The 16,765-nt window shown below is 68.0% G+C and carries 17 protein-coding genes and 1 riboswitch; of the genes, 10 read left to right on the top strand and 7 right to left on the bottom strand.

What is annotated here, in order from left to right; genetic code table 11:
- Nucleotides 1–41 precede the first annotated feature (41 nt).
- Complete coding sequence (locus FFS72_RS12085; protein WP_137874164.1) at nucleotides 42–1,262, bottom strand: L,D-transpeptidase; 1,221 nt, start codon at nucleotides 1,260–1,262, stop codon at nucleotides 42–44.
- Between the two features lie 180 nt (nucleotides 1,263–1,442).
- A riboswitch (SAM riboswitch) is annotated at nucleotides 1,443–1,559 on the top strand.
- Nucleotides 1,560–1,610: 51 nt separating this feature from the next.
- Here FFS72_RS12085 and FFS72_RS12080 point away from each other — a divergent pair.
- From FFS72_RS12080 to FFS72_RS12075, 3 genes are read left to right on the top strand one after another with little or no spacing between them, the layout of a single operon-like run.
- Nucleotides 1,611–2,891, top strand: coding sequence for an aminotransferase class V-fold PLP-dependent enzyme (locus tag FFS72_RS12080; RefSeq protein ID WP_137874163.1), 1,281 nt, complete (start codon nucleotides 1,611–1,613; stop codon nucleotides 2,889–2,891).
- Between the two features lie 10 nt (nucleotides 2,892–2,901).
- On the top strand, nucleotides 2,902–2,994 hold the full coding sequence (locus FFS72_RS27050) for a putative leader peptide (protein ID WP_349303991.1): 93 nt from the start codon (nucleotides 2,902–2,904) through the stop codon (nucleotides 2,992–2,994).
- Nucleotides 2,995–3,043: 49 nt separating this feature from the next.
- Nucleotides 3,044–3,661, top strand: coding sequence for a hypothetical protein (locus tag FFS72_RS12075; protein ID WP_137874162.1), 618 nt, complete (start codon nucleotides 3,044–3,046; stop codon nucleotides 3,659–3,661).
- Between the two features lie 85 nt (nucleotides 3,662–3,746).
- Here the strand turns inward: FFS72_RS12075 and FFS72_RS12070 are convergent, their stop codons facing one another.
- On the bottom strand, nucleotides 3,747–4,220 hold the full coding sequence (locus FFS72_RS12070; RefSeq protein WP_137874161.1) for a YbaK/EbsC family protein: 474 nt from the start codon (nucleotides 4,218–4,220) through the stop codon (nucleotides 3,747–3,749).
- Nucleotides 4,221–4,268: 48 nt separating this feature from the next.
- Nucleotides 4,269–5,348, bottom strand: coding sequence for a hypothetical protein (locus FFS72_RS12065; protein ID WP_171018645.1), 1,080 nt, complete (start codon nucleotides 5,346–5,348; stop codon nucleotides 4,269–4,271).
- A gap of 171 nt (nucleotides 5,349–5,519) precedes the next feature.
- On the opposite strand from FFS72_RS12065, the gene FFS72_RS12060 reads away from it, so the two are divergent.
- Nucleotides 5,520–6,089: a TetR/AcrR family transcriptional regulator gene (locus tag FFS72_RS12060; RefSeq protein WP_249353265.1), complete on the top strand. Its 570-nt coding sequence runs from the start codon at nucleotides 5,520–5,522 to the stop codon at nucleotides 6,087–6,089.
- 13 nt (nucleotides 6,090–6,102) lie between these two features.
- Here FFS72_RS12060 and FFS72_RS12055 read toward each other — a convergent pair whose 3' ends face one another.
- Nucleotides 6,103–6,627, bottom strand: coding sequence for a 2-oxo-4-hydroxy-4-carboxy-5-ureidoimidazoline decarboxylase (locus FFS72_RS12055; RefSeq protein ID WP_137874159.1), 525 nt, complete (start codon nucleotides 6,625–6,627; stop codon nucleotides 6,103–6,105).
- A gap of 146 nt (nucleotides 6,628–6,773) precedes the next feature.
- Here FFS72_RS12055 and FFS72_RS12050 point away from each other — a divergent pair, with 146 nt between their 5' ends.
- The 5 genes from FFS72_RS12050 to FFS72_RS12030 all read left to right on the top strand — a co-directional run bounded on the left by FFS72_RS12050 (nucleotide 6,774) and on the right by FFS72_RS12030 (nucleotide 12,761).
- Complete coding sequence (locus FFS72_RS12050) at nucleotides 6,774–7,601, top strand: crotonase/enoyl-CoA hydratase family protein (protein WP_137874158.1); 828 nt, start codon at nucleotides 6,774–6,776, stop codon at nucleotides 7,599–7,601.
- A 152-nt stretch (nucleotides 7,602–7,753) separates the two neighbouring features.
- A complete protein-coding gene (locus tag FFS72_RS12045) occupies nucleotides 7,754–8,260 on the top strand; it encodes a MarR family winged helix-turn-helix transcriptional regulator (RefSeq protein ID WP_137874157.1) in 507 nt (168 codons plus the stop codon).
- Nucleotides 8,257–9,978: an MDR family MFS transporter gene (locus tag FFS72_RS12040; protein WP_137874156.1), complete on the top strand. Its 1,722-nt coding sequence runs from the start codon at nucleotides 8,257–8,259 to the stop codon at nucleotides 9,976–9,978. The genes FFS72_RS12045 and FFS72_RS12040 overlap by 4 nt, the downstream gene beginning before the upstream one ends.
- Before the next feature lie 91 nt (nucleotides 9,979–10,069).
- Complete coding sequence (locus FFS72_RS12035) at nucleotides 10,070–11,509, top strand: basic amino acid/polyamine antiporter (protein WP_137874155.1); 1,440 nt, start codon at nucleotides 10,070–10,072, stop codon at nucleotides 11,507–11,509.
- Nucleotides 11,510–11,522: 13 nt separating this feature from the next.
- Nucleotides 11,523–12,761, top strand: coding sequence for an arginine deiminase (locus tag FFS72_RS12030; protein WP_137874154.1), 1,239 nt, complete (start codon nucleotides 11,523–11,525; stop codon nucleotides 12,759–12,761).
- 8 nt (nucleotides 12,762–12,769) lie between these two features.
- On the opposite strand, the gene lexA is transcribed toward FFS72_RS12030, so the two are convergent.
- Nucleotides 12,770–13,432 carry a transcriptional repressor LexA gene (lexA, locus tag FFS72_RS12025; protein WP_050063692.1) on the bottom strand — a complete coding sequence of 221 codons (663 nt, stop codon included), beginning with the start codon at nucleotides 13,430–13,432 and terminating at the stop codon, nucleotides 12,770–12,772.
- 95 nt (nucleotides 13,433–13,527) lie between these two features.
- Complete coding sequence (locus tag FFS72_RS12020) at nucleotides 13,528–14,019, bottom strand: inorganic diphosphatase (RefSeq protein WP_050063559.1); 492 nt, start codon at nucleotides 14,017–14,019, stop codon at nucleotides 13,528–13,530.
- Nucleotides 14,020–14,145: 126 nt separating this feature from the next.
- Between FFS72_RS12020 and dacB the strand changes: the two genes are divergently transcribed.
- Nucleotides 14,146–15,555: a D-alanyl-D-alanine carboxypeptidase/D-alanyl-D-alanine endopeptidase gene (gene dacB, locus FFS72_RS12015; protein ID WP_137874153.1), complete on the top strand. Its 1,410-nt coding sequence runs from the start codon at nucleotides 14,146–14,148 to the stop codon at nucleotides 15,553–15,555.
- Between the two features lie 34 nt (nucleotides 15,556–15,589).
- Here the strand turns inward: dacB and FFS72_RS12010 are convergent, their stop codons facing one another.
- Entirely contained in the window at nucleotides 15,590–16,747 is a 1,158-nt protein-coding gene (locus FFS72_RS12010) for an RNA-guided endonuclease InsQ/TnpB family protein (protein ID WP_137874152.1), read from the bottom strand.
- Nucleotides 16,748–16,765 lie beyond the last annotated feature (18 nt).

Genomic DNA, 16,765 nt, shown 5'->3' with positions numbered 1-16,765 from the left:
TCGACCACCTCCAGGGCGCAAGCGATCCCAACGGGCAGTGCCTACAACGCGCTGCCCGCGAGCCACTGGTCCCAGGGAAGACTCCAGTCGCCGTTCTGCCACACCTCGAGCGGTGCGCCGCCGGTGTTACGGACCTCGACGACGTCGCCCGGCTGCGAGAAGGTGAAGAACCACTGCGCGTTCTCGGGATTGAGGTTGAGGCAGCCGTGTGAGGTGTTGGTGTTGCCCTGCGCCCACACGCTCGACGCCAGCTCGTGCAGGTAGATGCCGTCGGAGCTGATCCGCGTGGCCCAGTTGATCGTCTCCTTGTATCCGAGCCGCGAATTGATCGGCAGCCCGTACGTCGACGAGTCCATGATCACCGGGTTCGCCTTGTCCATCACCGTGTAGACCCCTGGTTGCGTCCAGAACGACAGCGTCGTGTCGCCGATCGTCTCCGTGCCACCCATTCCCATCGACGTCGGCATCTCCCGAACCAGCTGGCCGTTCTCGTAGACGGTCACCATCTTGGTGTTGTCGTCGGCGATCGAGACGTGGGAGTCGCCGATCCGGAAGGACACCGCCTCGTCCTGCTCGCCGTACAGGCCGTTGCCGAGATCGGTGCCGTAGACCTTCGCGTCGACCGACACCGTCGTGCCGGGCGCGTAGTACTGCTGTGGACGCCAGTGCGCGTTCTGGTCGTCGACCCAGAACCACGAGCCCTGGACCGGTGGATTCGTCGTCACCGTCATCGCCTTCTCCGCGGCGGCGCGGTCCCCGATCGGCTCGTCGAAATGCCCGACGACGACCAGTCCGACGCCGTAGCTGCCGCCGTCGACGAGGGACTGCCCGCCGGTGGTGTTCAGGTAGAGGCGGGTCTGGTTGTTCGGGGTCACGGTGGTGAACGTGGCGTCCCGAGACGTCGCGACGCCGCGGCCGTCGACCGCCTGCGCCGCCAGGTCGTACGTCTTCCCGTAGCCGAGAGGCTCGCCCGGTTTCCACGACGTCTCGTCCGGCGTGGTGATGCCCTCGATCACCTTGCCCTCCGGGTTGGTGAGCGTGACCGATGTCAGTGACCCGTCCGCCACGTCGACGGTGATCGGGCTGAGCGGGTCCACCGGCGCCGTGAGGTCGGCGGGGGTGAAGGTGATCGTCGCGTCGGACTCCTGCGAGCCCGACGCGGTCGAACCGGACGAGTCGGAGCCGCCGGAGCATCCGGCCACCAACACGACCGCTGCGACTGCAGCCGCGAGGGCGATGGACTTTCGACGAAGATTCGGCACGAGACGCCTCCCAGGTTCGAACTGTCCGACCAGCCTATAGACGGACCGTGAACAGGTGTTTTCCGCTGGTGGGCGGGCTCGCGACCGGCGCGCTCGGACGCGGGGGAGTGATGGAGGTCACCGAGGAGCCCCGGAGCTTCGGGTTGACAGCCGCTCGGCAAGGCTGCCATTCTCGCTGCAGGTTATGAGTGCCAGCGCTTAGCCCCGGCTTGCTGGCCGGCAACCCTCCACCGCGGTGGGGTGCCCCGGGTGACGACCTGGCCGTGAATCCAACACCGGACACGGCAAGCGCGGACTCGATGCACAACCACCTCACGCACGGGTCCCTGAGTTTCAAGGGATGACGCCATGACCGCAGTTCTGGAATCCACCGCCTGTGCCGACCTCTCGGCCAATGAAAATGCCTGCGACACTGCCGCTTTCGCTCCCGTGTGCGGATCCGACCTCGTCGCCCCGCTCGCCGACGGCACCACCGCCACCTACGCGAACTTCGACTACGCGGCCAGCGCTCCCGCACTGACCGCGGTCGCGGAAACCGTGCAGAACCTGCTGCCCTTCTACGCCAGCGTCCACCGCGGCGCGGGCTTCGCATCGCAGGTGTGCACCGAGCGGTACGAGGGTGCGCGCGGCGTCGTCGCGAACTTCGTCGGAGCCCGTGAGGACGACGTCGTCGTGTTCACCCGCAACACCACCGACGCCCTCAACCTGCTGGCCTCCTGCGTGCCCGGCGACACCGTCGTCCTCGACATCGAGCACCACGCAAACCTGTTGCCCTGGAACCGGAATGGTGCCCGGGTCGTGCGGTCCGCCGATACGATCGAGGAGACCATCCAGCGGATCGTCGCCGAGCTCTGCACGCGCCCCGCCGCGCTGCTCGCCGTCACCGGGGCGTCGAACGTCACCGGTGAGGTCCTGCCGATCGCCCGCCTCGCCCGCATCGCGCACGAGTGTGGTGCGCGCATCGTCGTCGACGGCGCCCAGCTGCTGCCGCATCGTCGCGTCGACATCGCCGAACTCGGCGTCGACTACCTCGTCTTCTCCGGGCACAAGCTGTACGCACCGTTCGGTGCCGGCGCCCTCGTCGGCCGCGCAGACTGGCTCGACGCCGCCGAGCCGTACCTGGCGGGCGGCGGCGCCACCAAGAACGTCGACCTCGACGACGTCCAGTGGGCCACCGCGCCGCAGCGGCACGAGGCGGGCACCCCGAACGTTCTCGGTGCCGTCGCCATCGCCGCGGCATGCGAGGCGCTCGCCGGATTCGACGCCGACGAGGCCGAGCTCCACGAGCGGATTCTGTGCGACCGGCTCACGGTCGGACTCTCCGACATCGACGGCGTCGAGATCCTGCGGATCTGGCCCGACTCGCCGGACGCGGTCGGCATCGTCACCTTCACCGTTGCGGGCGCACAGCCCCGCGAGGTCGCGACGTTCCTGTCCGACGGGTACGGCATCGGTGTGCGCGACGGCCGCTTCTGCGCTCACCCGCTCCTCGCCCGTCTCGGGCACGTCGAGGGGGCCGTTCGTGCCAGCCTCGGACTCGGCAGCAGCAGTGGCGACGTCGACCGGTTGGTCTCCGCCATCGCGGATTTCGTTCGTGAGCGCGCGACGACCTCCGCAGCGGGACGCTAGTATCGGGCGCATGACTTCGGAAGCGGCAGAGACGATCGGCGGCCAGTGGTGCCGCAGGCATGTCGATCTGTGCCGCACCGCGTCGGGCATCTGTCCGGTCTGAGTACCACCTCGACCGCCCCGATCATCCCCGTCACATTCCGAGGACAGTCATGTCTGCTTCCTTCTCGAACCCGTCGTCCAGGCCGCTGCACGTGGCCGTCGAACTCTCCGGTGCCGGGCGTCACCCGGCTGCGGCCGCCCACACCGACTTCCGAATTCCGCTCGGCCTCAGCGACTACTGGGTCGAACTGACGTCGTCGACCCTCGACCTCGCGGGCGACCCCGACTCCGTTGTCAGGATTCGTGCGCACGACCTGGGGGAAGCGCAGCGTCGGCGTGACGTCTCCCGGGCCCGCGCCGAACGCGACGGCCGCGATCCCGATTCCGTTGCCGTTCTGCTCGACGTCGAGGTGCTCCTCGCCGACGACCATCGCGGGGCCCGACGCGAACTTGCCCGGCTCGACGCGGGACTGCGTGAACCTCGTGTGCCGGAATCGATCTCGTACGTCGGCACTGCGTCCGGGCTGGTGGGTCTGCTCGCGGACATCCGGGCCGCGGGTGTCGCGGACGGCGTCACCCTGCTCCCGCTCGTTCTGCCGCAGGTGCTCGACCGGGTCGTCGACGACGTCCTACCGGTGCTGCACGAGCAGGGGGTGACCCGGCCGTCGACGGTCCTGGGCGAGATCCTCGGCCGGTTCGGCCTCACCGCCCGCGCCCTCGCCTCCTGACCTCCGCTTCGACCCCTCGGGGTGAGGGGAACGCTTGCCCGGTCCGACCGTCTTCGGGTTCCCCTGACACCGAGGGGTGTGGTGCTCAGTCGACGTCGATGGGCAGGCCCGCGGTGATGCGGACCAACTCGCGGAAGGTCGTTCGGAACACCGCGTCGGGGCGGCCGCCGGCCGCCCACAGTTCCGGATACGCCTCGAGGGAGGCATCGACGTAGGTGGACAGGTTCGTCGGATGGCCGACCGGGGCAACCCCGCCGAGCGGTTGCCCGGTCACCTCACGCACGAGCGACGCGGGCGCTCGCGTCAACGTCCCCTCGAGACGTTTACCGGTGCGCTCGGTGTCCACCTGATGAGCTCCGGAGACGAGCAGCACGACGGGTTCGTCGTCGAGCAGGAACACCAGCGACTTCGTGATCGCGCCGATGTCGACGCCGAGGACCGCGGCCGCCTCCGCCGCGGTGTGGGTCGGCTGGTCCAGCGTGGCCACCACCCCGTGGTGGCCCCGCGCGATCAGCGTCCTCGCGACGTTCGCCGCGTCCGGATGCAGTGTCCTCGCCATGACCCACCATAGGACGTGAGAGGCACCGCTCGCTCGGCGAAACGTTCGTCAGGCGGAACGTGTCCGGCGAGATCGGGCGGCGGTGAATCCGAACACGGCCGCGAGCCCGGCGACCGCGTACACGACCAGCGTCACGGTCGGCTGCCCGAGCCCGGTTCCGTGGAAGTACACGATGCTGCGCACACCCTCCGTTCCGGCTCCCGGCGTGATCCACCGGCCGATCGCGGCGTAGAACGAGGGCAGCACATTCGACCCGAATGCCCCTCCTGCGCTGGGATTTCCGAGCACGACGAAGATCAGGATCGCCAGCGGGACGGCCAGGATTCCGATCGCCGCCCGCAGCCCCATGGTGAACATGCCGGTCGCGAACACCACTCCCGCACCCAGCAGGGACAGGGGCAGCAGATGCCCGGTGAACGTGCCGAGGATGTTCGTGGCGATGAGCGCGCCGAGGAATCCCGACACCAGCGCGTACGCGGCCATGAGCGCCGTGTGCACACCCGCTTCGCGCAGCGTCCTCGGTGCCCCGATGAGCAGGCCGATCGCGGCTGCCAGCAGGTATCCGCCGACCACCCAGCCGATCGACAGGTAGAACCCGGACAGGCCACGGTTGTCGTGCGCCCCGACGGGTACGTCGTCGCGGACCACGAACTCCCGGCCCATGTCCGCTGTCGCGGAGGTGAAGATGCCCTCGAGTGCGGTCGCTGCGGAACTGCCTGCTCCGCTCGCGACGATCAGGGTGTCGGGGCCGGATGACGCGATGACGTATCCGCCCATGACCTCCCGCGTCTCGATCAGGGTGCGCGTCTCGTATGTGCCGGCGGCGAGCCGCGCCTGGACCGGATGCCCGTCGATCGCGTTGAGGCGGTCGACGACCTGCTGGCCGGTGCCGGCCGGCAGTGCGGAGTCTGCGACCACGGTGATCGGGATGTCCCGCGGGGTCGGCTGATGGAAGGCGGCGACGTAACTGGTGATGAAGCCGATCTGTAGTAGCAGGACCCCGATCGCGACGGCGACCAGGATCTGTCGCTGGCTGTACCTGTCGGTGGGGCTGGTGGATCGGTGCGCCGCCGTGTCCTCCCGAATCGCGCTCGTCTCGCGCGCGTTCGCGTCGACTGTCGTGCTCATGTACGCCCCTGCCTTGTCGATACCCGAAGTATTGAATACCGTAGGTATCGAAAATTGGAGTCGTCAAGCCGGAAAATGGACATCGTGGAAACTGAGTCGAGCGCGACACCGGACCAACTGCCGCGGAATGCGCCACAGGGCGAGCCGATCGCCCGTCCGTCGCGTAACGAGGTGCGACGCCGGATTCTCGCCGCCGCGGCCGAGGAATTTGCCGTTCGAGGCTTCGCGGCAGCCAAGCTCACGGAGATCGCCCGGCGTGCCGGCTTCACCAAGGGTGCCGTCTACTCGAACTTCGAGTCCAAGCAGGATCTCTTCGCGGAGCTGTTCGCCGAGCGCTCGCTCGAACTCGCGGGCCGGGTCCTCGCGGAGATCGCGGACCTCGACATCGCCGATGCCGTCGGCCGCGGCGGCGAGACGATCAGCACCTGGCTCGTCGGTGAACCCGGATGGGCGTTGCTCGTTCTCGAATTCGGAGTCCAGGCCGCACGCGAACCGGCCATTGCCGAGGCGTACCTGCGGGAACGGCGATCTCTGCGGAGCCAGCTCGAGGACCTCATCGCCGGACGAGCCGACGCGTGGGGCATCGCGGACCGTGTCGACGCCCACGTCCTCGCGATCACGATCATGGCGCTCATCTCGGGGCTCATGCTCGAACATGCAGTCGACCCCGAACAGGTCGATCAGCAGGCGGTGCAGGCCGCCGTCGCGGGTGTGTTCGCCGGCGCCTTCGCGCGGCCCTGACCTGCGAATACACTCAGCAGTAGTTGTCGTAGCCGCCCTCGGGTCCGAGCATGCGCCGGATCCTTGTCCGGTTGACCTTGGCCAGTTCGCCGAGCATCGTCTTGCGCTCGATGTCGGGGGAGTGGGACATGCGGAGGTCGAGGTCGCCGAGCAGATCGACGGCGTCGCGTCCGGATGCGCACCACAGGTACGGGTATCCGAACTGGCGCAGGTAGCGGTCGCATGCGGCGACGACGGCGAGCATCGTCTCCTCGTCGGGCGCCCAGACCGCGCACTGTTCGAGCGACGAGGCGGTCGTGCGAACCCGGTACGCGATGCCCCGGTGCGAATGCAGAGCGGTGTCGACGGCCTCCGGGGAGAGCTCGAAGAGTTCGGAGTCCGCCCTGGTCAGCAGGGCGTCGTGGGTGGCGTAGGGGCGGCCGGACGCGAGCGTGCCCGCCCAGATCACCGAGGAGCAGCATTCGAACAGGGCATGGGTCGCTCGGCGCTCGGACAGGGAGTTGAACCCGTCGAGTCCGATTCCCTGGTGCATCAGCATGTGGCCTCCTGCGATGCGGCCGCCCGTCACGTCGGATCGGCGGTGGTCCCCTTCATCCTGAGCGGTGGTCGCCGCCCGATCCAGCAGAAGCGGATGAAGTTTTCCCAGCCTTAACGGGCGCCCGGCGCGAAGGTTACTCTTGAGTAATGACTCAACATGCCTGGAAGGCCTTCACGGTCGACATCAAGGACAACGTTGCTCAGGTGACGCTGATCGGACCCGGTAAGGGCAACGCCATGGGCCCCGACTTCTGGGACGAGCTGCCGCCGCTGTTCGCCGAACTCGACGCCGATCCCGAGGTGCGGGCCGTCGTCCTCGCAGGAGAGGGCAAGCACTTCTCCTTCGGACTCGACCTCCAGGCGATGGCACCGGCCATGGCCCCGGTGCTCGCCGACAAGGCGCAGGCCGCGCCGCGCACCGACTTCCACGGTGTCATCCGGAAGATGCAGAACGCCATCACCGCCGTCGCCGACTGCCGCAAGCCCGTCGTCGCCGCGATCCAGGGCTGGTGCATCGGGGGTGGCGTCGACCTCATCACCGCCGCCGATATCCGTTACGCCAGCGCCGACGCGAAGTTCAGCGTCCGCGAGGTCAAGGTCGCGATGGTCGCCGACGTCGGAACCCTCGCTCGACTGCCCCGGATCATCGGCGACGGTCACCTGCGTGAACTCGCCCTCACCGGCAAGGACATCGACGCAGCCCGCGCCGAGAAGATCGGTCTGGTCAACGACGTGTACGCCGATGCCGAGGCCACCCTCGCCGCTGCGCACGAGACCGCCGCCGCGATCGCCGCCAACCCCCCGCTCGTGGTGCAGGGCGTCAAGCAGGTCCTCGACCACACGCGCAAGCCCGCCGTCGACGACAGCCTCCGCTACGTCGCCGCGTGGAACTCCGCCTTCCTGCCCTCCGAGGACCTCGGCGAGGCCATCGCCGCCGTGTTCCAGAAGCGGGCACCGGAGTTCAAGGGCCGCTAGGAGAGAGGGTCCGCTGCGAAGCGCCGGGTGACCGGCCGACGCACTCCCAGCGTGCGGACGTGCTGGTGGATGCGTCGGCTGGTTGCCCGAGTGACGGGGAACACCACATACTTGCGGCCAGCACACAGTTGGTGAGGCCCCGAGGAGTGACAGTGACAACCCCGCCCGACCGCGAGATCGAGCCGACGTCGGACGACGTCGACTCCCTCGCAGACCGCATCGGCAACCACCTCGTCCGACTACAACGGGTCCGGGACCGGACCATCGCGCACGCGAAGGCCACCGACGGGATCGACCCCGCGGCGTACGCCTGCCTGTTCCGGCTGATCCACGACGGACCGATGCGGTCGGGCGCACTCGCAGAGGTCATGTACTCCGATCCGTCGACCGTCAGCAGGCAGGTCACCCAGCTGGTCGAGCGCGGCCACGTGGAGCGCCAACCCGACCCGACGGACGGTCGCGCCAGCGTCCTCGCGGTCACCGACAGCGGAAGGGCCGCGGCCACACGAATCCGCGCGCTCCGCAACGAGAAGCTGGGCCAGGTCGTCGCGGAGTGGTCCATCGACGACCTGAACGAATTCACGCGCCTGCTCGACCGCTTCGTAGAGGACTACGAACGAATGCGGCCGATCTTCGACCGGGCGCGGGACGCGCGATGACACTGGCGGAAGCCGCAGACCAGAACGCACCAGAACGCACCGAGAGCCACCCGACAGGGGACGAGGCTCCGGCGTCCGAAGGCGTTTTCACGCATCGGCAGATCCTGGTCGTCCTGTCCGGGCTGATGCTCGGCACGTTCCTCGCCTCGCTCGACGAGATGATCGTCGCCACCGCGATCCGCACCATCGCCGACGACCTCGACGGCTATGCCATGCAGGCCTGGGTGACGACGGCATACCTGGTCACCGCGACGCTGGCCACCCCGCTGTACGGCAAGCTCTCCGACATGTACGGCCGAAAGCCGTTCTACCTGGCGGCGGTCACGATCTTCGTGGCCGGATCGCTGCTGTGCACCCTCGCACAGTCGATGTACATGCTCGCCGCGTTCCGGGCGATCCAGGGACTCGGTGCGGGAGGACTACTGGCGCTGGGCCTGGCGATCCTCGGTGACATCGTCGCGCCGGCGGATCGGGCCAAGTACCAGGGCTACTTCCTCGCCGTGTTCGGTTCGTCCGCCGTGCTCGGACCGGTGCTCGGCGGAGTGTTCGCCGGGCAGGACGTCATCGCGGGGATCGCCGGCTGGCGCTGGGTGTTCCTGGTCAACGTCCCGATCGGTGCGTTCACCCTGGCCGTGGTGTGGAAGGTGCTGAACCTGCCGAGGACGCGCCAACCCGGGGTTCGGATCGACTGGTGGGGCACCGCGGCGCTGGTGGTCGGCCTCGTTCCGCTGCTGGTCGTGGCCGAACAGGGACGTATCTGGGGTTGGGGGAGCAGTCGATCGATCGCCTGCTACGTCGTCGGCGCGGTCGGCGTGTGCGTGTTCGTTCTCGTCGAGCGGCGTATGCGGGACGCGGCCGTGATCCCGCTGCGGATGTTCCGCAATTCCACCTACGCGCTGGGCGTCGTCATCTCGATCGTCGTCGGCGCCGCGATGTTCGGCGCCATCGCCCTGCTCCCGCAGTACCTCCAGGTGGTCCAGGGGTCGAGCCCGACCCTCGCCGGATTCCAGATGCTCCCGATGATGCTGGGTACGGCGGTGGGCTCGATCCTCTCCGGGCAACTGATCGCCAGGACCGGCAGTTACCGGATCTATCCACTGATCGGTGCCGCGACGCTCACCATCGGGGCGTTCCTGCTGCACTACGTCACCGCCGACAGTCCACTCGCTCTCGTGATGGTGGGCATGGCGATCGTCGGGTTCGGTCTCGGCAACCTGATGCAGCCGCTGACCCTCGCCATCCAGAATGCGTTGCCGCCGCAGGACATGGGGGTGTCCACTGCATCGGCCACCTTCTTCCGGCAGATCGGCGGCACCCTCGGCGTCGCGGTCTTCCTGTCCATCCTGTTCGCCCAGCTGACTCCGAACATCACCGGTGCGTTGCACTCCGCCGCCGCCGACCCGGTGTTCCGTCAGACCGTCGTCGACAGCCTGCACAGCGACAACCCCACCGACGCCGCGCTCGCCGCCGGCCTCGTGAGCGGTGACACCTCCGCCGCCGCCGAGGTGCTGGACGACAGTTCGGTGATCCAGCAGCTCAGCCCTGCGTTGTCGAAGCCGTTCAAGGTCGGCTTCGCCGAGTCCATGTCCGCGGTGTTCCTCGGCGTGACCGTCATGTCGCTGATCGGTCTGGTTCTGGTGGCCTTCTGGAAGGAGGTGCCGCTGCGTGCCGGTGGCGGACTTGCCGCCGCTGCAGCGGAGCGCGACAGGCGCGACTGAACGAGCCGGGCGTGGCGTGCCGTGGCTGCGGCACTCAGGTGGGAGGATCGGCGCTTGCGGGGCTCCAACCGGATGAGGCTCGGGAGTGCACATGACGTCGACGGACACCGCTTCGGTCAAGAAGATGCCGCTGCTGACGCTGTCGGCGATGGTCGTCGGATCGATGGTCGGTGCGGGAGTGTTCTCTCTGCCGCGGAACTTCGGGTCCGCGACAGGCGGCTTCGGCGCGCTGATCGCATGGGCCATCGCGGGCACCGGAATGTTGATGTTGGCTTTCGTGTTCCAGACGCTCGCCGTCCGCAAGCCGGACCTCGACGCCGGCGTCTACGCCTACGCGAAGGCCGGTTTCGGTGAGTATCTCGGCTTCTTCTCCGCGTTCGGCTACTGGGCGAGTGCCTGTGTCGGCAACGTCAGCTACTGGGTGCTGATCAAGTCGACCCTCGGTCAGGTCCTTCCGATCTTCGGTGAGGGCAACACCGTATGGGCCGTCGGACTCTCCACGGTCGGGATCTGGGCGTTCCACGTCACGGTTCTGCGCGGTGTCCAGGAGGCCGCGGCGATCAACCGGATCGTCACCGTCGCCAAACTCGTGCCGATCCTGGTCTTCGTCGTGATCCTGCTGTTCTACTTCGACGGTGGCATCTTCGCCGACAACTTCCTCGGCGGAGACGCGTACTCGGAACCGTTGTTCGAGCAGGTTCGCGCGACGATGCTGGTGACGGTGTTCGTGTTCCTCGGAATCGAGGGTGCCAGCGTGTACTCCCGCTATGCCCGAAGACGCGAGGACATCGGGCGGGCGACGGTCCTCGGATTCGTCAGTGTCCTCGCTATTTTCGCGTCTGTGACGATGGTGTCGTACGGGATCATGCCCCGCGACGAACTGGCCGGGTTGCAGCAGCCGTCGATGTCGCCGGTCTTCGAGTCGGCCGTCGGCACGTGGGGTGCGTGGTTCATCAGCATCGGCCTGGTCATTTCGGTGCTCGGTGCCTACCTCGCGTGGACGCTGATGGCCGCCGAAGTGCTGTTCGTCGCTGCGAAGGACCGGGACATGCCGTCGTTCCTCGCCCGCGTGAACGACCGGAGCGTCCCGCTGATCGCGATGGTCTTCACGACGGTGCTGATCCAGCTCGTGCTGCTGACCACCCTGTTCTCCGACGACGCGTTCACCTTCACGCTCAAACTCTGCAGCGCACTCTCGCTGGTGCCCTACCTGCTGGCCGCGGCGTACGCGCTCAAACTCGGCTGGACCAGGGAGACGTACGACGACCTCCGTCCCGAGAATCGCACCAGGGAACTGGTCTTCGCCGGACTCGCGACCTTCTACACCGCGTTCATGATCGTCGCGGCCGGGCTCGAATTCCTCCTCCTGTCGTGCATCATCTACGCCCCCGGCACCCTCCTGTTCGTGCTGACCCGGCGCGAGGCGGGCAAGCGACTCTTCTCGCCGTGGGAGGCCGTGCTCTTCGCCGTCGTCCTGATCGGCGCTGTCGCCGGAATCGTCGGTCTCGCGACCGGCGCAATCACCATCTAGGAGGAACTGCGCCATGACCGCTCCCGCCACGTTCGGCGTCCACTCCGAGGTCGGCACACTGCGAAAGGTTCTGGTGTGCGCGCCGGGACTCGCACACGAACGATTGACCCCGACCAACTGCGACGACCTGCTCTTCGACGACGTGCTGTGGGTACAGAACGCGAAGCGGGACCACTTCGACTTCATGACCAAGATGCGTGACCGCGGCGTCGAGGTCGTCGAACTGCACAATCTGCTGACCGAGGCCCTCGGGGTGCCCGGTGCGAAGGACTGGCTGCTCGACCGCAAGATCGTCGCGAACGAGGTCGGGCTCGGTCTGGTCGACGACGTCCGCGCCTACCTCGACACCCTCGACAGCCGGACGCTGGCGGTGTACCTGATCGGGGGACTGGCCACGTCCGACCTGCCCGCGGACTTTCGGCCCGGCTACCTCGCGCTGGCGAGGGAGCAGTCGGGGGTTCGCGAATACCTGATGCCGCCGCTGCCGAACACTCTGTACACCCGCGACACCACGTGCTGGCTCTACGGCGGCGTCACACTCAATCCCCTGTACTGGCCTGCGCGGCACGACGAGACCCTGCTGATGCAGGCGATCTACCGATTCCATCCCGACTTCACCGATGCCACCGTGTGGTGGGGTGATGCCGAGAAGGACTGGGGATTGGCGACTTTCGAAGGTGGCGACGTGATGCCGGTCGGCAACGGCGCGGTACTCATCGGGATGAGCGAGCGAACCTCGCGGCAGGCGGTCACCCAGGTGGCGCAGTCGCTGTTCGACGCGAATGCGGCCGACCGCGTCGTCGTCGCGGGGATGCCGAAACTGCGGTCCGCGATGCACCTCGACACCGTCTTCACGTTCGCGGACCGCGACCTGGTCACCGTGTTCCCCGACATTGTCGACGGCATCCACACCTTTTCGCTGCGGCCCGGTGACAAGGTGCCCGAGGTGACCGAGGAGACCAAGCCGTTCGTCGACGTGGTTGCGGAGGCGCTGAACTTCGACAAGCTCCGTGTGGTGCCGACCGGAGGCGGCTACTACGCCAACGAACGGCAGCAATGGGACAGCGGCAACAACCTCGTCGCGGTCGAACCGGGTGTGGTGTTCGCGTACGACCGCAACACCCACACCAACTCGGCGCTGCGCAAGGAGGGGGTCGAGGTGATCACGATCGTCGGAGCCGAACTCGGCCGCGGACGTGGCGGCGGACATTGCATGACCTGTCCGATCGTCCGCGACCCCGTCGACTTCTGACGTCCGCCTCAGAGGCGGCGCATCACCGAGACGACGCGACCGAGGATCGCGGCCTCGTCACCGTCGATGACCGGGTATGCGTCGTTGCGCGGTTCGAGGGTGACGTGGCCACCGCGGCGGCGCAGCACCTTGACGGTGGCTTCGCCGTCGATCATCGCCGCCACGATCTGTCCCGAATGCGCCTCCTGCTGCTGGCGCACCACGACGATGTCGCCGTCGCAGATGGCGGCATCCACCATCGAGTCGCCGCGCACCCGCAGGCCGAACACCGTGCCGGAGCCGACCAGGTCGCGCGGCAGGGACAGCACGTCGTCGGTGTGCTGCTCGGCGAGGATCGGGGTTCCGGCCGCGATGTCGCCGACAACGGGGACCTCCACCGACGCGTCCGAGGCGGAGCGTGCCGTAGTGCCCTGCAGGAAGGGGCGCACGTCGATCGGTCGCGACACCGCGGGGCTGCGTCCGAGGAAGCCCTTGTCCTCCAACGACTTCAGATGCTTCGACACCGTCGACGTCGACTGCAGGCCGACTTCGTCCGCAATCTGCCGGGTGCTCGGCGAATATCCGTGCGCGACAACCCAGTCCCGGATCGTGGCGAGGATGCGCTGCTGGCGTTCGGGCAGCGCGCTGGGGTCGAGGCCGCCGAAGGGGTCGAGGTCGTCGTATCCGGTCACGTCGCGAATCGTAGTGGCGACCACCGACATACCCCGAAACGACAAGTGCGGCATTCCTCCGGGTTCCGGGGGAATGCCGCACTTCTCGGATGAACTCAGTGGCCGCCGTTGGCCTTCAGGCGCTCGAACGCCTCCGCGATGACCTTCTCGGCCTCCTCGCGTCCGACCCAGTCGGCGCCGGTGACGTGCTTGTTCGGCTCGAGGTCCTTGTAGTGGACGAAGAAGTGCTTGATGGCATCCAGCTCGAACTGCGAGACGTCCGAGATGTCCTGCACGTGATCCCAGCGCGGGTCGCCTGCAGGCACGCACAGCACCTTGTCGTCGCCGCCTGCCTCGTCGACCATCTTGAACATGCCAACGGGGCGGGCCTCGACGATCACGCCCGGGTACACGGACTCGGGCAGCAGCACCATCGCGTCCAGCGGATCGCCGTCCTCGCCGAGGGTGTCCTCGATGTAGCCGTAGTCGGCGGGGTAGCCGAACGACGTGTACAGGTAGCGGTCGAGCTTGACGCGTCCGGTGACGTGGTCGACCTCGTACTTGTTGCGCTGACCCTTGGGGATCTCGATGGTGACGTCGAACGACACGCGTCTTCCTCGCTTTGTCTCGGTGAATGGTGCGACGAACAGGGTAACCGGTCAGGGATAATGGCGGACAAAGTACGACATGCAGCGTCCGGACCCACGCGTCCGGACCATCAGATCATCGGAGGGATGTTGGGCAACGCAGGGGCGAAGGACCGCAAGATCGGGTCCCTGGCCGCACGACGGCGCACACGGGTCCGGCTCCTGCTCGGGGTGACCGCTGTCGGCGTCCTCGCCGCGCTCGCCGCGGTCGTCGTGATCCAACAGCCCGGATTCGGGGCCGACGCGACGACCACCACCACGGTGGCGGCGCCGCCACCGGTCACCGCACAACCTCAGGTGGCGCCCGTCTCCGACGGCGCGCCGACACCGACGCCCGAGGCGCTGGCAGCCGCGCTGGCGCCCGTCGTCGGCAACCCGGACCTCGGCGCGTTCACCGGGGTCGTGTCCGACGCGGTCACCGGGAAGGTCCTGTGGAGCCAGGGGCCCGACATCCCGATGATCCCGGCGTCGACCGCGAAGGTGCTCACCGCCGCGGCCGCGCTCCTCACGCTCCCGCCCGAACACCGCGTCGCGACTCGCGTGGTGCAGGGCGCCGAGCCCGGCCAGATCGTGCTGGTCGGCGGCGGCGACCCCACCCTGACAGCGCAACCGGCCGGTCAGCCCGGCTACTACCCGGGCGCTCCGCGGCTCGACGACCTCGTCGCCCAGATTCGTGGCACCGGCACCGCCGTGACGTCCGTCGTCGTCGACAGCAGTGCCTACGTCGGTCAGGCGATGGCCCGAGGCTGGATGCCGACGGACATCGCCGCCGGCTACATCGCACCGATCGAGCCCGTGATGCTCGACGGTGCCCGCCGCGAAGCGCTCGTCGACGAGTCGTCCCGCAGCGCGACGCCCGCGCTCGACGCGGGTCACGCACTCGCTGCCGCCCTCGGCGTCGCGCCCGATCGGGTCACCGCGGGTGTCGCACCGTCGGGTGCCGCACCCCTCGCCTCCGTCGAATCGGCACCGCTGCGGAACCGTATCGGCCAGATGATGGAGCACTCCGACAACGTGCTCGCCGAGACGATCGGCAGGGAGATCGCGGCAAAGGTCGGTGCCGAGCCGTCCTTCGCGGGCGCGACCGCGGCGATCGTGCAGGTCCTGGGCGACGCCGGGTTCGACGTCAGCGGCGTCGCGCTGTACGACGCGAGCGGGCTGTCCGTCGACGACCGCATCCCCGCCCGCCTGCTCGACGAGATCCTCACCGCCGCGACCGGCGACAGCATGCCCGAACTGCGTCCGATGCTCGACGACCTGCCGGTGGCGGGCGCGACCGGCACCCTGTCCGCGCGCTACGGAACCGGTGCCGGAGCGGGCTGGGTGCGCGCGAAGACCGGGACGTTGTCGCAGGCCAGCGCGCTCGTCGGATACGTCACCGATGTCGGCGACCGCGTCCTCGCGTTCGCGCTGATGTCCAACGACCGGTCGCCGGACGTCAGTCGTCCCGCCCTCGACGCCATCGCATCGACCCTCCGGTCCTGTGGGTGCACTTAACGCTTCCCATGCCTGAAGGCAGGAGATTCCACGCTCAGACCGCAACCCGACCAACTCCTGGAGAGAGGTGATCAGATTGACTGACATCGTCAACACGTGTGTGGCCGCGCTCTGCCACAGCCAGGACCACCCCGGCAGCGTTCCGATCCCGACCCTCTACATGACCACAGGACCAGCATCGGAAGACTCGTTCACCGAGCCCGAGGCGCTGCTTGGCTCTCGCGAAACACCTCGAACACGTCATGCTCGTGTACGCGGGCCGCACCAACACCACCTTCCGGCAGGCCCGCACGCCCCGTTCGATCAACTCTCGCTTCGCGCCGCCGATCGCAGCATCGGCGGCCTTACGCGCCATCGTCGACCTGGCCAGGACCGTCGGCGTGAAGTCCTCCACCGCGATCAGAGCGTGGCTGTCAACAACCCGCTTCGCCCACACCCGCGAATCATGTTCGGTCTGTCGGGCCGCTTGCTTCTGCAGCCTCGCGGCCTGCCGCCTCGCCCGCCCGTAGCCCTTGGATTGGGGGCCCCGCTTTCCGGTGTGGCGGCGGGCCATTGTCCGCTGCGCCTTCGCCAACTCCGCCGCACACCGCTTCCGGTGGCCGAGATACGGCAGGTCGAAGGCGGCGTCGGTGGTGGTGGCCGTGGTCGTCACACCCCAGTCGATGCCGATCCCACCCGTCGCTTCCGGGACAGGTGGAACGTCGCGTCGGACGACGAACGAGGCGTACCAGTGGCCGAGCGAATCCCGGGTGATCTGGACACTCGACGGCTCCGACGGCAACTCCCGCGACCACACCACCGGAACGGAAACGCCTTTCGGCAGAATCAGCCGACCGTCGTGGATCCGGAATCCACGACGCGTGAACTCCAACGTCAGAGGTGCCTTCTTGCGGGCTTTGAATGTCGGCCGACCACGACCCTTCAGCGTGAACGACTGATCAAGCGCCCGCGCATACGTGCGCAGCATCTGCTGCTGCGCGACTTGCGATCCCTCCCGAAGCCAGGCGTTACGCGCCCTCGCCTTCGTCAGCATCTTCGACAGGGTTCCGAGTGTCGGCCGTGTGCCCGACTTCTGTTGGTGGACGGCCTCGTTCCACAGGAATCGGCACCGATCCCACTCCGCAACCAGGGCGTGCTCCGCCTGAGCGCCGGGCCGGAGCCGGAACGTGTACCGAACGACCTCTTCCCCCATGCACGGCAACGTATCGGA

It is taken from the genome of Rhodococcus sp. Q (assembly GCF_005503035.1).
Classification (GTDB): domain Bacteria; phylum Actinomycetota; class Actinomycetes; order Mycobacteriales; family Mycobacteriaceae; genus Rhodococcus_G.
This window is presented reverse-complemented; position numbering and strand designations above follow the sequence as displayed.